The sequence below is a fragment of the Cohnella sp. CFH 77786 genome (assembly GCF_019400745.1).
Lineage (GTDB): Bacteria > Bacillota > Bacilli > Paenibacillales > Paenibacillaceae > Cohnella.
This window is the reverse complement of record NZ_WJIB01000014.1, coordinates 68,269-83,715: the sequence shown is the minus strand read 5'-3', so window position 1 is coordinate 83,715 and position 15,447 is coordinate 68,269. Positions and strand designations below refer to the sequence as shown.

General features: G+C 56.3%; 6 protein-coding genes and 1 riboswitch. Of the genes, 1 reads left to right on the top strand and 5 read right to left on the bottom strand.

Annotated features, from left to right (window positions below):
* Window positions 1–899: 899 nt before the first annotated feature.
* Together GE107_RS19755 and GE107_RS19750 are read right to left on the bottom strand one after the other, a co-directional pair.
* Window positions 900–1,652 carry a CAP domain-containing protein gene (locus GE107_RS19755; protein WP_370636467.1) on the bottom strand — a complete coding sequence of 251 codons (753 nt, stop codon included), beginning with the start codon at window positions 1,650–1,652 and terminating at the stop codon, window positions 900–902.
* An 8-nt stretch (window positions 1,653–1,660) separates the two neighbouring features.
* Window positions 1,661–1,797, bottom strand: a riboswitch (cyclic di-AMP (ydaO/yuaA leader).
* Window positions 1,798–1,930: 133 nt separating this feature from the next.
* Complete coding sequence (locus tag GE107_RS19750; protein ID WP_219641719.1) at window positions 1,931–2,452, bottom strand: hypothetical protein; 522 nt, start codon at window positions 2,450–2,452, stop codon at window positions 1,931–1,933.
* Window positions 2,453–2,579: 127 nt separating this feature from the next.
* Here GE107_RS19750 and GE107_RS19745 point away from each other — a divergent pair, with 127 nt between their 5' ends.
* Window positions 2,580–2,915 (top strand): ArsR/SmtB family transcription factor, encoded by a 336-nt coding sequence (locus GE107_RS19745; protein ID WP_219641717.1) that lies wholly within the window; start codon window positions 2,580–2,582, stop codon window positions 2,913–2,915.
* 193 nt (window positions 2,916–3,108) lie between these two features.
* On the opposite strand, the gene GE107_RS19740 is transcribed toward GE107_RS19745, so the two are convergent.
* The 3 genes from GE107_RS19740 to GE107_RS19730 all read right to left on the bottom strand — a co-directional run bounded on the left by GE107_RS19740 (window position 3,109) and on the right by GE107_RS19730 (window position 15,446).
* Window positions 3,109–7,119: an immunoglobulin-like domain-containing protein gene (locus GE107_RS19740; RefSeq protein WP_219641716.1), complete on the bottom strand. Its 4,011-nt coding sequence runs from the start codon at window positions 7,117–7,119 to the stop codon at window positions 3,109–3,111.
* A 153-nt stretch (window positions 7,120–7,272) separates the two neighbouring features.
* Window positions 7,273–14,577, bottom strand: coding sequence for a LamG-like jellyroll fold domain-containing protein (locus GE107_RS19735; protein WP_219641715.1), 7,305 nt, complete (start codon window positions 14,575–14,577; stop codon window positions 7,273–7,275).
* Window positions 14,578–14,996: 419 nt separating this feature from the next.
* A complete protein-coding gene (locus GE107_RS19730; RefSeq protein ID WP_219641714.1) occupies window positions 14,997–15,446 on the bottom strand; it encodes a DUF2269 family protein in 450 nt (149 codons plus the stop codon).
* Between the last annotated feature and the right edge of the window lies 1 nt (window position 15,447).

The window sequence follows — 15,447 nt, the reverse complement described above, 5'->3', positions numbered from 1 at the left end:
CACCAATTTTATTTTAATATTAATTATCTTAAATTAAAGATATAGGATCGGACGCAGATTGTCAAGTTGCATGATACGCGTATGTTTTGCCGCCTGCCCGCTCATTCTATACATGTATGCTTGATTCGGCCGGCCGTTAAAAATCCGAGAACCAAGTAAAAACGACTTCGTTCAGGAATGACTAGGCGCGATAACGTCTCCGGAAGTCACTACAGCGCCCGTAGTCGGGGATTTCGCAGAAATAACGTCTCCGGAAGTCACTACTGCGCTCGTAGTCGAGGATTTCGCAGAAATAACGTCTCCGGAAGTCACTACAGCGCCCGTAGTCGGGGATTTCCCAGAAATAACGTCTCCGGAAGTCACTACAGCGCCCGTTGTCGGGGATTTCGCAAAAATAACGTCTCCGGAAGTCACTACAGCGTTCGTTGTCGGGGATTTCGCAGAACTAACGTCTTCAGAAGTCACAGCGTTTGTAGTCGGGGATTTCGCAAAAATAACGTCTCCGGAAGTCACTACAGCGTTCGTTGTCGGGCGCTTCGCAGAAATAACGTCTCCGGAAGTCACTACAGCGTTTGTAGTCGGGGGTTTCGCAGAAATAACTTCTCCAAAAGTCACTACAGCGTTCGTTGTCGGGGAATTCGCACAAATAACGTCTCCGGAAGTCACTACAGTGCTCGTAGTCGGGGATTTCGCAAAAATAACGTCTCCGGAAATCACTACAGCGTTTGTAGTTCGCAGAAATAACGTCTCCGGAAGCCACTACAGCGCCCGTAGTCGGGGATTTCGGGAGCGCCAGAACCTTAATCGGCACTCTCTCTCTTCCCCAAAACCACGATGTTGAAAAAAAAAGCTTTGCCCGCCGCGTTTTCCGCGGAGAGCAAAGCTTCGTCTTGAAAGGGTCAGCCGATGAATTCCTGCACCCATTCGCCGTTGTAATACGCAACGCCGATGGACGTATAGTTGGCGTTCAGGATGTTCGCCCGATGGCCCGGGCTGTTCATCCAGGCGGTCATGACTTCCTGCGGCGTGCGTTGGCCCATCGCGATGTTCTCTCCGGCATAACGGTACGTGATGCCGAAAGATCTCATCATATCGAACGGAGAGCCGTAAGTCGGCGAGTTATGGTCGAAATAGTTGTTGTTCTTCATGTCTTTGGCTTTGGCAAGCGCCATTTCCGTCAGCTTAGCGTGGGTCGCGAGAGGCTTCAGCCCGGCATTGGCGCGTTCCTGGTTCACGAGCGTAACCACTTGCGAGGCGAAGCTGGAAGCGGTCGTTCCCGAATCCGCCGGATTGGCCGGAGCCGGAGCCGGCTTCGTCGCCGGTTGCGTCGTTACGGGCTTCGTTGTCACCGGCTTCGTTGTCACCGGCTTCGTTGTCACGGGCTTCGTGACGACCGGTTTCGTTACAACCGGCTTCGAAGTTACGGGTTGCGACGGCGCCGGATTCGCCACCGGATAATAGATTTCGAAATATTGCTCATATTGTTGAAGAAGCTTGTTCAAGTCGAAGTAGCTGCCTTGGTTCACGTAGTATACCCGATACTGCACGGTACCGTAGCTGCTCGCAGCCGATGCCGCGCCGGCCGGTATGGATACCGCCAACGTGAGCGCGCCTACGGTAAGCCATTTCTTCCAACCTTTCCAACCTTTCACTTGCCTCATTCCTCCCTTTGTCATGCCTGCGAGGTTAGCTGACGGGTTCGGGTCAAAGAGTAGCCCCGGCCGCACGAAGAGCATGCGGCTTCACCCCACACCTGGGTCCCCCGCGTCCGTTACCGGACTTCGGCTTGGAATGTCTACAAGTCTAGCAGACTTTCCGGGAGGGTTCATGCTATAAATAATTCCAACGGATGCGAAACCCGGTTCGGGGCAACGATGCGCAAAGCTGTTCGTCTAACATTCCTATTCACGAAACGACATCATGTAAGCGTTCAGCTCTCCAAAACGGCGAACTTTTCCGGATGCGACCGAATGTAGGCGGCAATCCGCCGCAAGCTGCCCGAAGCGCAGCGGAGGAAACGGGCATAGAAAGCATCGACGGCGCCCGCGAGTTCCGGATCGCGGTCCAGGTCGGGAATCGCGGCGTCGTTCCACGTGATGCCCAGCCTGCGGTTTCTGGCTTCGAGGAAGCCGCGCGTCTCGTCCAGGAGCGCGATCATCGAATCGTCGCCGAAAAACCTCAGCCCGCCCGCGACGCCCGCCGCATAATCCGGACTCGCCTGCAGATAAGAAACCCATGCATAGTATTCGCCGGCCGAATGTTTCGCATGATCGTACAGTACCCGGAACATGCACAACGCCCGTTGTTCCTCGTTCAACCCGGCAATCACCCGGGTTTTCACCGACATGTCTTTCCCCCGGATCTGCACCAGCGCCGGTTCCGCGCAAGCCCACCCGAGCCTTTCGTCATCCAGCGATTCGAACTCCCGTTTGCTCATCGCCGCGTAAGTCATCCCATCTCTCCTTTACCCCTTCGATACTTACAGAGACGGGCATGGTTGTCAATTCCGCGAATGTTTTTATCGTAAAGGGTTAACGAATCCCTTGATCGGAATATTCCTAAGGGAGTATATTATAAATATGAATGCGATCATGAGCGCGCTGGCCGAGCCGAACCGGCTGCACATCGTCGAGCTCTTGCGCCGCGGCCCCCTCTCCGTGGGGGAAATCGCCGACCGGCTGGAACTGGTTCAGCCGCAGGCTTCCAAACACCTTCGCGTGCTGAGCGAAGCCGGGCTGGTCGAGGTTCATGCGGTCGCCAATCGGCGGATTTACAAGCTGCGGGCGAGACCTTTCCAGGAGCTCAACAGGTGGCTTGATGATTACCGCCGCATGTGGGAAGAGAGATTCGACCAGTTGGACGATTATCTGAAGGAATTGCAGAGCAAACAAGCGAACCCCGACAACGAAAACTAACCCTTATCTGCAGAGACGGAAAGAAAGGAGGGCCGTTCCCGCATCCTCATAGAGCACACGAAGTCCCGATCGCATTCGGCGAACCGGACTTCGTGGAGCAGATTTTGCAAAGCGTGGAAGGCTTCGCCCTTCAGCGTTGATCCGAGTACGAAAGCCGAAGCCCCGGCCGTTATCGGCCGGGGCTTCGTGTGCTTTACGGACTTGCCCAAGCATTGCGCAATGCTTGCGCATCCGCTGTCAACACCTGTTTGGCCGCCTCGCTGATGCCTTCGCTTTGCTTGTCCAGTTCCTTCACGAAATGCTCCATTTCCCTGGCGGATTTCTCCGGCTTCTCTTTATCGAAATTTTTCCGTACTTTGTCGAGCTCCTTATGGAGAGCGTCGGCAATGGATGCGCTGAGTTCCCCAGCCTGTCGATATCGGTCGATCAGCCGCTTCATGGCATTGATGCTGGTCTTCACCTCGAACGTGATTTTCGAAACCAGCGTGTTCCCGGCGTGATCCTCTGCCTTCACAATCGCGGTATGAACCCCCGGCTTGCCGGCCAGATCGATGGTTATCTCCGTTTGCGTTCCAAGCGCGTAACTGGCGCCATCCACGGTAATCATGGCGGAAGCCAGGCCTGAAAGACTGTCCGATGCCGTAAAGGTCATCCGTTGATCGTCCTCAAACGAACCGCCTTCCTGCAGCAATTCTCCTCTAACCGTAATCGCATAGGCCGGAACGGTTTTATCCACCCGAATCGTCAACGTCCGGATATCTTCGATATTGCCGGCCAAGTCCGTCGAACGATACTGCAGTTCATACACGCCCTCGTCCTGTAGCACGATCGGCCCCGTGTAAACGGACCAATCGGCTCCTCCAACCCTGTATTCCGTTTTCGCCACGCCCGACAGGTTATCCGTGGGATTGAGCGTTACGGTAACCGCCGTACGGTACCAACCGTTCGCCTGCGTCTGATCGGTTGAGGCCGCCGTTTCCGGAGCCGACCGGTCGATCGGCAATACGTGTACGGTGCTTGCAGCCGTGAACCCGCCGTCTATGGTTGTAACCGTGATAAGGGCCGTTCCCGCTTTGACCGCTTTCACGGTGCCGTCCTGATCCACTTCCGCAACCTCGGGATCGCTCGAGCTCCAGACGACGTCCCGGATGGTCGCATCCGCCGGCAGCACCGCAGCCGTCAACTTTCCGGTCTCTCCTTCGACTAGCGACATTTCCGTCCGATCCAAGGTAACGCCGGTAACTTCGGTATCAGACGGGAGCGGTGTAATGCGCGGAACTTCCGTCAGCAGTCTCTCGTATTCTTGCTTCGTCACCGGAAGAACGGTGCCATGACGCGGTTTTGCGGGAAGCTGGTAATTGGAGGACAGCATCCAGTTGCCCGAATTCAAATCCGTCGTCTCGAAAGGAACGTATCCGCGTCCCCCGAACTCGTCTATAAAGAGGTACCATTTCTGTTCCACGTTCGATTTGAAAACCGTCGGTCCCTCGCCGGCGCTGATCGAGCCTTTGCCGATACCTTCCTTGATCAGCTTAAAGTTCGGGTCCGTCACCGAGTTGCCCGATTCCTGGAAGACGAACTTCCCGTTCGGCGTGGAACTCGTATTGCTTCTTTCATCCTTCGTAAATCGGTAAATCGTGCCGTTATGCTCGATCATGGTCGTATCGATAATGGAATACCCGTAATCCATGTAAACTTTCGGTTCCGAGAACGTGTAGAAATCCCGGGTTGTCGCGTATAGGATCTTTTGGTAAGCTCCGCCGGTATGGGAGGAGTCGGCGAACATATTGGATGCCCAGAACACGACGTACTCTCCCCGGCCGGAGTCGTAGAAGACTTCAGGGGCCCAAGTATTGCCGGCCTCGGGAGGAGCGACTTCCACCATCCGCTGCTCGGACCAGTTGATCAAATCCGTCGATTCCCAAACCATGATCGAACGGCTTCCGTCCGTTTGCGCGCGGCCCCAGTTCCAATTGCCGTAAATTTTGAGATCCGTGGCAATCAGATAGAACTTGTCGCCTTCGGGAGAACGGATGATATAAGGATCCCTGACGCCTTTCTCGCCCAGCACCGATGTGAGGACGGGGTTCCCTCCGTTCAGATCCCGCCAATGAAGCGCATCGTTGCCTTCGCTTAATGCCAAATAGATTTGTTCGCCGTCGGAAGCGCCCTCGCCCGTAAAGTAAGTAAACATGTAGCCCTCGTACGGGGCCGCTTCCGGTTTCGGTCTCACCCTGGCCGTTAAAGTTTTGGTGACGGAAGCCGCGTTCAGCGTGATCGTGGCGGTTAATTTGACGAACGAGTCGCTCTCGCCGTGCTCCGGACGATTAACCTCACCGGTAGGCGTAATGATCGACGGTTTGTCCGAGGTCCAGGCAATCGCCGATCCGAACCGGCCCGATGTCGGCAACGTCAGATTGCCCCTCGCGTCGCGAATGTTGTGAACGACTAAGGAATCGGCGTCCCATTGGACCGCATCGGTGTCCTTCGGCCTTCTGATCACGGTAACGGTGAACGACTTATTCATCGTATGCGTCCCGTCGAACAGCGTTGCCGTCACGACAACGGTCTGATCGCCCGCTTCGAACACAGGCCTTGTCACGACGCCCGCATTCGAAATGACTTCCGGCTTGTCCGTCGTCCAAGTGATGGTGGTGCCGTAATCGCCGGCGGCCGGGAATACGAGGTCCGTGTCGATTTGATCCGGAGAGGCATTATCGCCTAAAATATCGGAGGCATCCAGATTCTCCGCGGCGACGGCGAGCAGCAGACCGTTCAGCGCCGCTTTCCTTCCGTCCGCCTCCGCGCGGAGACCGGCCACTTGCCCTGCCGTCAGCGCTTCGCCGTAGATTCTGAAGTCCGCGATCATGCCGCCGAAATAAGGATCCTCCGCGTAAAACGACTTGCCCACGAATCCGCTGCGTCCATTCGAATTGTTAATTTGGGCGAGCGTATACCCCTTGGCGGTATCCGCGGCTACTTCCACGCCATCGATATACAGCTTAATGGTGTTCGCATCGCCGGACATGACGACCGTGACCAGCTTCCATTCATGGGCCGTGAGCGGTCCTGTGGAGGCATTGGCTCCCGCTTCGTTGTTCCAGCTTGTGATACCCAGTCCGGCCCGGGCCGACCGGTCGCCCGAATTGCGTTTCGGCGTTGCAAACAAGTATTTATTCTGATCCTGCCCCAGCGCGAAGATCCATTCCGCTTCTCTCTCGCCCTTCCAATTGACCAGCGCCGATACGGTGACGTTCTTCAAGCCGTTCAATACGCCTTGCGGAATTTCCACGTATGAGCCGGCCGATCCGCCCGCAAAGCTGAACGCTCCTGCCTCGCCCTGGCCGACCCATTTCGCGTTCTGAGGATTCACCCATGTACCGTCATAATTGCCCGCCACGTCCTCCACCGTCGTACCGTTCACGTTTTTCATGTCGTAATGCAGGAGCATGTTGGACGGAGGATTTTCGGGAGGCAACTCCGGCAGCGCTTGGGCGAGCGTCTTGATTTCATCCCTGCCGAGCGCTCTGTTGTACATCCGGAAATCTTTCATTTTGCCTTTAAAATACTTGTCTGCCGGGTAAACGGATTTTCCGATGTAATTCGCCGTGGTCACGCCTCCGCCGATTTGCGAAGGGTTGATCGTCAATCCCGTATTCCGTGCCGCTTCCTGGCCGTCTTCATACAGGATGGCGGTATTGCCCGCGATCGTAATGGCGACGTGTTTCCACACGCCTCGGGGCAAATTGTACTGTGACTTCTGGGCTTGCTGCTCTCCCGTCCAGTTGGATAACGACAGTCCCGACCGGAACTCATTTCCAGTCATGAAGAAATAACCGTTCCCCCAGCCGTTGGAGCCGGTGTTGCCGAATCCGAACAGCATGTAAGGGGTGCTTTGGGCGGCATCGATATACACCTGAAAAGCGACCGTCGTTGCCGTTACGCCTTGGAGAATGTTGTCCGGCACTTTGATGTAGCCGTTCGTTCCGCCGAATTCCAGGCCTTCCGCTCCCCAGGCCGCTCCTCCGATTAACGACCCGTTATTTCCTTTGCCGGATGAATCGGTTACCAAGGAGCCTGAAGACTCGTCCAACTTGTACCATAAGACCATGTCCTCTGTCGGTTCCGCCGCCGACGCCGGCGGCAGCTGCACCAGACCCGACATCAAAGCCATCATGAGCAGCCATGCACAAAATCTCTTCATCTCGCTTCGTCTCCCGTCCTCTAATATGTTATCGCTTACACGAGTGCAAAATCCGCATCTTACCTAGGAAGGGCGTTCAATGGAATGAACGATTTCGCCCTTTAACCGATCAACTGTTCGAATTAAAGGGCGATCTGTTCCATCGTGTGGGCCTTAATTCTTTTTGCTGTGAGGCACGACAACCGTTGTGGAGGCTGTGGTTCGATTGCCGGCACGATCGACGGCTTCATACGTGATCGTGTAGATCCGACCCGTACCCTTGCCGGACCTCTCGGCGCGAAGCTGGAAGGACGTATCGGCCGTTCCGATCTCCGCAAGCCGGATATCGCCGGCGAAGTCGCCGGCGCCGGTGTCTTCGTCCGGTTCATTGCTCGTGATGGACACCAGGTGGACAGAAGCGATTCCGGATTCCGCATCCTGCGCATCCAAGGTTACCCGGATGTCTACAAGCTTGTGGTTCGGCGGTGTAATCGTCTGAATATTCGCGGCGACGGAAAGCGTCGGCGACGTCGTGTCCGCATCGTGTACCGTCACGAACGCTTCGGCCGCCAGATACGTGCCTTCGACGATCCCTTCCACTTCGAAGACGCCGCGTGTCGCGTACTGCTCTTCGTCAATCTTTGTCCACTGCACGGCTGCCGCCCGTTCGGTACCGTCACTCATCTTTACCTTGACGGTATCCGGCAATATCGGCTTCAGTCCAAGGTAGGTATCCGCCGAAACGCTATCGATCGCTTTGATGAACGGGCCCGGCTTGGTCCTGATCCTCATGATCGTGACGGAGTGTGCCGGGAACTCGTATTCGAAGGTGGAAGCTATTCCGGCGACCGTTTTGGCAACCGGTTCCGCCGCTGTCGGTTGTTCGAACGAATTTTCGGTGAGCAGCGAGTCCGAGGAAAGCTCGAATACTGCCGCTTCTCCGTTCAGGTAGTCCTTCCCGTTAATTTGCAGCCGCGAAAGCTGCGGGGTGCCGGACATGTTGACGGCTTTCACGATAATATCGCCGGTCTCTTCATCGATTGTCGAGGAGCCGTACAGAGGACCCGGATATTTCGCTCCGGCGTTCGCGATGTCGAACAACTTGTTTTCATCCAGATACAGATGAAACTGTTCCTTGTTCACTTCGATTTTGATGTTATAAAGCTGGGCTGTGTTGATTTTGCTTTGCAGCCTCGGGGATGCATCCGTTTTTGCGCCGTCCACGGCCTTTTCCACTACGTTTACGGTGTTGTTAAAGCCTCCGAGGTTGTACCAGTAATAGTTGTCGAAATCCTTTGCGCCGAATCCGATGAGGAACCCTTCTTGTCCGGCTATTTTCTTGGCCTCCAACTGAATCGTGCAATTCACCCAGTTCGCCTTTTTCTTTAACATCAGGCGAACGTCGGTATCCAGGCTTTTTTGCTTTAACACGCCGTTCTGGATCACCCAATCGCCGGCCGCGCCGTATTCGACGAAATCGGACAGCGTTGCGGGATCGGAGAAATCGTTGGCATACAATACGGTACCGTCTTCGGCCGTCACCTTCAGGTTATCGTACTCTACCTGCGTCGCCCAGGACCCGAGCATCAGAGAGCCGGTATCGTCATTTCGCGCTTTCAAATCGATCGGAAGCACTTGGTCTCCCATGTGGTTCATGAACAATTGCTGCACATAATAATTCGGCGTCCCGAATGCGCGGTACTCGTCGAACCAAATCATATCCGGCGTCCACTGGGTGAAGCTGGCCGGCCTTCGGCTGAACAACGGCGCGTAGGAAGCCATCTCCACCACATCCGAATTGCGCTCAAGCCCGGTCATGAAAGCCGCTTCGGAGAGTGCCGATTCCATATTGTTTCGCTTGCCTTGGCCATGCGCGGCATATTCGCCTACGAATACGTTCGGTCCCGAACGGCTGTAGTTGTCGTAGCGGCCCAGGTTGTTTAGCATCCATTGCGGAGACTGGTACATGTGCTCGTCCACGAGATCGGCTTCGTTGCCGTCGTTCGGCGCGCCCAGCCAATCGTAGGTCAGCCGGTAATTCGCGTCCTCCGGGAACGCGCCCGCGCTTACGATCAACCGGATGTCCGGATATTTGGCCTTGATGGCGTCATAGAACGCTTTATAACGAGGGAAGTAATTCGAACCCCACGTTTCATTTCCGACACCCAGATACTTCAGGTGATACGGCTCCGGATGCCCGTTTTTGGCGCGGAGAGCTCCCCACTCGGTCGATTCCGGATCTCCGTTCGCATACTCGATCAGATCGAGGGCGTCATCGATGTACGGCTGCAACTGGTCCATAGGAACGGTAAACGGGTTGCTGCTGCAGGAGCCGATCCCCGAGAAAATAACGGGCAACGGTTCCGCTCCGATGTCTTCGGCCAACCGGAAATATTCGTCGTAGCCCAGTCCGAACGATTGAGAATAACCCCAGAAATTCGGCTGCGTCTCGCGCTCCGCCACGTCGCCGATCGTATTCTTCCAGCGGTAAATCCGGTTCAAAGCCCCGCCTTCTACGATGCAGCCGCCCGGAAAGCGCAGGAATTTCGGATTCATATCGTCCAGCATTTTCGCCAAGTCGTAGCGCAGGCCGTTTTTCCGGTTTTTCCACGTTTTCTCCGGGAACAGCGAGACCATGTCCAAATCGATCGTCGCCGCATCGGCGAACGTAAGGACAAGCTTGGCCTTGTTGTCGGTCGTGTCGGAAGCGATCGTCGCTTCAAATTTGTTCCATTCGGAAGAAAGGCCCGTAATTTCGGCGCGTCCGTACACTTTCGCATCGTCCGCGCTGCGCAGCTCGACGGACATGGGATGATTCAGCTTGTCCGCGGTTCTCGCATAGACGGAGAAGTCGTAGCTTTCCCCGCCGACCACGGCGATCCCCGTGTATCCGGCGTTGGATATGCCCGCGCCATCGCCCGGCGACGAGATTTGCAAGGTTGCATATTTATGGTTCTTGCCGTTCAAAGGCTTCGCCGAGGAGGATGTCAGTTGCAGCGAACCGCCTCCGTAGGCCACCTTGTTCCAGGAAAATAACGAATTCCCGAATTCAAACGAACGGTTCTGCACAAGTTCCCCGTACAGTCCGCCGTCGGCGGCGAAGTTGATATCCTCGTAGAACAGTCCGAACAGGGTCTGGCTTGCGTCGTGCAGCGGCTGGCCGGCGTCGATCGCAATTTGATAGGCAACCGCGCCCGTTTCCCATACGACCAGGTCGAAAGTCTGCGTGACCGAAGCGCCGCCCTTGGAGATGGTGGCCGTCAGCGTTACCTGCGCGTCGCCGCTTCCCGCCCGGGGACGCGTGACGGCTCCGTCACGGGATACGATCGCCGGGTTGGACGATACCCAGGTAATCGAAGACCCGAGCGGTCCGGTCGAAGGAAGCGTCATGTTGCCGCTGATTTGAGACGTGTCCCCCAGATCCAGCCAATCTTTGTCCAAGAGGACAATTTCCCCGTTCGTCAGGTTTTCGGCCATTAGGTCCATCACTTCCTGACCGCTTAAGGCACGGCCGTAAATGCGGAAGTCGTCGATCTTCCCGTCGTAATAAGGGTCGGCGGAAAACTGCGATTTCCCGATGTAATTCTGGATGGAATGGCCCAGGTCGCTCGGTTTGAGCGTCATGTTGGAGTTTTTCGCCACTTCTCTACCGTTGAGGTAAAGGGTGGCTGTTTTCCCTTCCAGCGTGACGGCGATATGCTGCCAGCCGCCCGTCTCCGGGAACTTGATGCCGTCGATATCTTGGATCGTGCCGCCCGACCTGAGCCCGAGGCGCATGTTCGCGCCATTGTTCAACGTCAGGAACGCAAAGCTTGTCGTGGAGGAGCCGAAGTCGAATACCCTCGACCAGACCGGAAGGCGATCGGGGTTCACCCACGCCGACACGGTCATGGCATCGAGATTTTGCACGATGCCGTCCGGCATGTCGATATAGGCCCCGGTTCCGTTCAGATCGACGGCCGTATCCGCCTTGCCTGCGGCGAACGATCCTCCCCCGATCAGGGTGCCGTTATGATCGCCGCCCGCGGCGTCATGGATCGTCGTTCCGCCCGTTTCATCAAAGGTATAGTGCAGCAGCAAGCCGTCGTCCACCGATTCCGCAACGGTTACGGTTGCGGAATCCATGAAGCTTCCGTCTGCCGTTGTTACCGTAACGGTCGCCTTGCCAACGCCGACGGCCGTGACCAAACCGGATGCATGAACGGTCGCGACCTTCTCGTTGTCGGAGCTCCACGTTACGCCCTTGTCGGTTGCGTTAACCGGCGCCACCGTTGCCGTCAATTGCGCGGACGCGCCGACGGTCAGCTTGACCGCGCTTCTGTTCAGCATCACGCCGGTTACGTCCACGTTCGGCAGCATCCCATTGACGAGACTGCCCACTTCTTCCTCGGACAAGGCGCGATTGTAAATGCGGAAATCGTCGAACTTGCCGTCGAACAGGCTGTGCGACGCGTTGCTTGATTTGCCGATGAAGTTCATCGTCGTCTCCAGCAGCATTCTCGGTTCCACGTTGAAGGTGGAGCTCGTCGCAACCGGGACGCCGTTCAGATAGAAAACCGCATGAAAGCCGTCAATCGTAACCGCCACATGCTGCCAGGTCTGCTCCGGCATCGCGGAGGCGCTTCGCAGCGCATATTTGTAATTCGCGCCGAGCAGCGCCGACGTATTGGCGAATTTCTCCGTGAACGGCGTCACGACGGCAAACTCCGGTTTGCCGGAATCGCCCCGAGGACTCAAGTACATCGTGTTCCGGTTCACGGTCCTTCCGGTTTCCGAGGCAAACTCGAAAATTCGCTGATTCGCCTGATTCTTATCCATCTTCACCCAGGTTGCAAAGGTCGCTTTCTCCAGGTTCAGATCGCGAATCAGATTCCGGGGAAGCTCGACATAACCGGAGACGCCGTCGAGCTCGACGGAGCCGCCGGTCTCGCCGACCCGATCCGACGGATTGATGGTAGCTCCGCCTACCAGCGCGGCATCGTGTTCGTTGCCCGACATATCGGGCACGACAGACCCTTGGGCAGCGTCGAAGCTGTAATGCACGACCGGCCCGGCGGACGGCTGCGGACCCGGAACGCCATACTTGGCATTCAGCGCTTCATACTCGGCGTCCGTGATCGGAATCACCGTACCGTGGCGCGGCCCCGGCGGAAGCGCGTAGGCGTTATCCGGCAGCAGGTTGTTCACCCATTGGGCGCCGTCTTCCAGGTTCGTCGCATAACGCACATGATACGGCCACGAATCCAGGAACATATACCATTTGTCGCTATGAAGATCTTTAAAGACCGTCGGTCCTTCGTTGTTTCCTGCATGGCCGATCAAGCCCTGGTTGCCGCTTCGCGTGCCGGCGATCGGCTCGTACTGGAAGCCGTTGTCGGCAATGCCGTCTTTGTCGTAATAAATGCCGGGCGCTTTCTCCGCGTAAACCTTGTAGTTGACCTCGGATTTGGTGAATCGGTACAGCGTGCCGTTATCCTTGATCATCGTCGTATCGATCGTCGGCAACGATTCGTCAATGAACACCTTAGGCTCGGAAAAGCTGCGGAAGTCGCGCGTCGTGGCGTAATACATGACGTTGTATTGGCCGTTCGGCCTGCCGTTGTAATCGCCGTACGTATCTTCGTTCTTGATCGACGAGGCCCAGAATACGACGTATTCACCCGTTTGCTCGTCGTAGAAAGCCTCGGGCGCCCACGTATTGCCGCCGTTCTTCGGCGCAACCTCGACCATGCGCTGCTCGCTCCAATTCACCAGATCGTCCGATTCCCAGATCATGATGGAATGGCTGCCGGTGATTTGCGCCTGATCGAAGTCGGTGCTTTCGCCCATTTTCAGGTCGGTCGCGAGCAAATAGAATTTGTCGCCCTCAGGCGAGCGAATGACAAAGGGATCCCGCAGCCCTTTCTCGCCCATCGTGGACCGGAGGACGGATTGACCGTTGTTTAACGCTCTCCATTTCAGCGGATCCTCGGCGACGGCGAAGGAGATTTCTTCTCCGCCCTCGTACTCGCCCGTAAAGTAAGCGAAAAAGTATTTATCGTATTCCTTCTGCTCCGGAGCCTGGACTACGGTGACATCAAACGTTCTCCGGGCGGATGCCCCGCCGTTCGTTACGTTTGCCGTCAAGGTCACGGGCGTATCGGCGTCCTGCCGCGTCACCCATCCCAATCGATGGGGATCGCCGGCCGCATCGGCCGTGCCCTTGATGATGTCGGGGCGGCTGGACGTCCAGGTAATCGCGGAGCCGTTAGCGCCGGTCGTATCCAATCTCAGGTGTCCCTTCACCCGATCCGCAGCGATCGCCAGGGCGGCGGCATCCAGATCGGCTTTCTGCTGGTCGGTGAATGCCTTCAGGACAATGACGGGGAATACCGCCGTACCCGACAATCCCTGATAGGAGAGCGTTGCGGTAAGCTGAACCTCCACATCCTCCTGCTGCGGACGGGTGACCGCGCCGGTATTCGAGATAATATCCGGGCGGCTGGACGTCCAGGCGACCGTGACGCCGCTTTGTAGCGTTGTCGGCAGACTCAAATTTTGCGTCACCGTCTGCACCGTGTCGCCTGGGCTTACATACTGATCCATATCCAGCTTGCCGGCCGCATCTTCGATGGTCAACTCACGGACGTTTTGAATCAGCGTGACGCCCTCGTTATGGAACAGATCCGCCGCGTCCTGATCCGTAAATGCGCCGTTATACACACGGAAATCGGCAATGCTGCCCTTCAAATAGCTGTCGTTCGTAAAGATGGATTTCCCCAAAAATCCGGAATATCCGGCGTCCGGATCGATAATCTCCGAAAGCTTGATTCCCTTCGCCGAGCCGGAAGCGATTTTGACGCCGTCTACGTATAGCGCGAGCGTATCTGTCGCTTCCGACATCGTCACGGTTACCTGCTTCCATTCCCCCGGCGTCAGGAAGGAATCGGTCGCGCCTCTGATCAGCGCCTCGTTCGGCCAGCCCTGCTTGGATATGCCGGCCGCGACCGGATTCTGGCCGCTGATGCCGTGGCGCGGCGTGGCGAAGAAATATTTATTCGTTTCGGGAGCCAGAACCGTTCCGAAACCGAAAATCCAACGATTCACGCCGTCATTCGTCCAGTTCACGACGGTTGATACCGTAACCTCGTTTATACCCGAGAGCACATCGCTGCCGTCGCTGCCCTTCGGAATTTCGATGTAGGCGCTGCCGGAGCTGGGGCCGCCCCCGTTAAACGTAACGTATCCGGCCGCATCGTTCGCCGCATGGCCGCCGTTCTCCGGATTCCGGAATATGCCGTCGAACGTTACGGCGTTTCCTGCAACGTCTTTTACCAAGAACGGACCGCTGCTCGTCGCCGTCGTTTTCATGTCGTAATGCAAAATCAGGCCATGGTCCGCTGCGGCTGCGGCCTCACGCGCCGGGACAGCTCCCGGAAACCATCCGAATACCATCGAAAAGATCAGGGAAAGCGCAACAACCTTTTGGTGCTTTAGCAATGGGTTCAAGCCTCCTCTGGTAAGGTGATCTTTGTTCCCGTTACGTTCGTGCCGAAATTCTTATCGATCCCCCCTTTCCCGATTTGTTTCGAGAGTCGGCATGAAAGCGCTGTTATAATGAATCATAAAGAAGAATACTTTCGATAAAAATGAAATAATTTAATCATTTGGTATAAGTTTTTGGTAACTTGCGGAAAAGCGAAAAAACCGCTCTCGTTTGAGCGGCTTCAGCCTGTTGGCAAACCCTGAACGGTTTCGTGAACAAAGGATTAGACTCGATTCGTTGACTTATCAACTTTTTCCATTCCCTGGCGGTGATACCTGGGCCGGTCTTCGGTTTCCATCCGGAGCGTGCTACTCCGCGGCATTGGCGAACGCGGCGAAGAAGGGATGGGAAATATCGGGAATGATCAGCCGGCTTACGGCTTCAAGATCATCAGAACGAACAGCAGCACGCCCAATGCCGAAGCGGCATAATACAGCCGGCCGGCTTTGGCGAGGAGCAGGCCGGACTCCCGGGGAAGCTCGTGCGCAGCTTCGAGCTCCGGGCGGCTAAGCCCTTGGTGAAGCTTGGCCGCGACCGGTCCCAGCATGCCCACGGCAATCACCTGAATCGCGACGTACAAGACAAGGGAAGCCAATATCCAGAACGAAGAGAACTTCCAACCGTCCAGCCACACCAACAGCAAGCCAGTGACGACGGCGAGAGTACCCCCGGTTTTCGGAAAGTAATTCAGAAGCTGAAAAAGCTCCAGGGACTTGCGCAACTCCCCGACTTGCTGCCGTTTCCGGAACAGAACGTGTCCGAAATAGGTCGGACCGATGCCGACGATCGCCGATAAAACGTGAATCAAAACAAGCCATTTCAAG

Excerpts from the sequence above, each read along its gene's own strand:
- GE107_RS19745 (WP_219641717.1), top strand. The coding sequence starts at position 2,580 with ATGAATGCGATCATGAGCGCGCTGGCCGAGCCGAACCGGCTGCACATC.
- GE107_RS19740 (WP_219641716.1), bottom strand. The coding sequence starts at position 7,119 with ATGAAGAGATTTTGTGCATGGCTGCTCATGATGGCTTTGATGTCGGGT.
- GE107_RS19750 (WP_219641719.1), bottom strand. The coding sequence starts at position 2,452 with ATGACTTACGCGGCGATGAGCAAACGGGAGTTCGAATCGCTGGATGAC.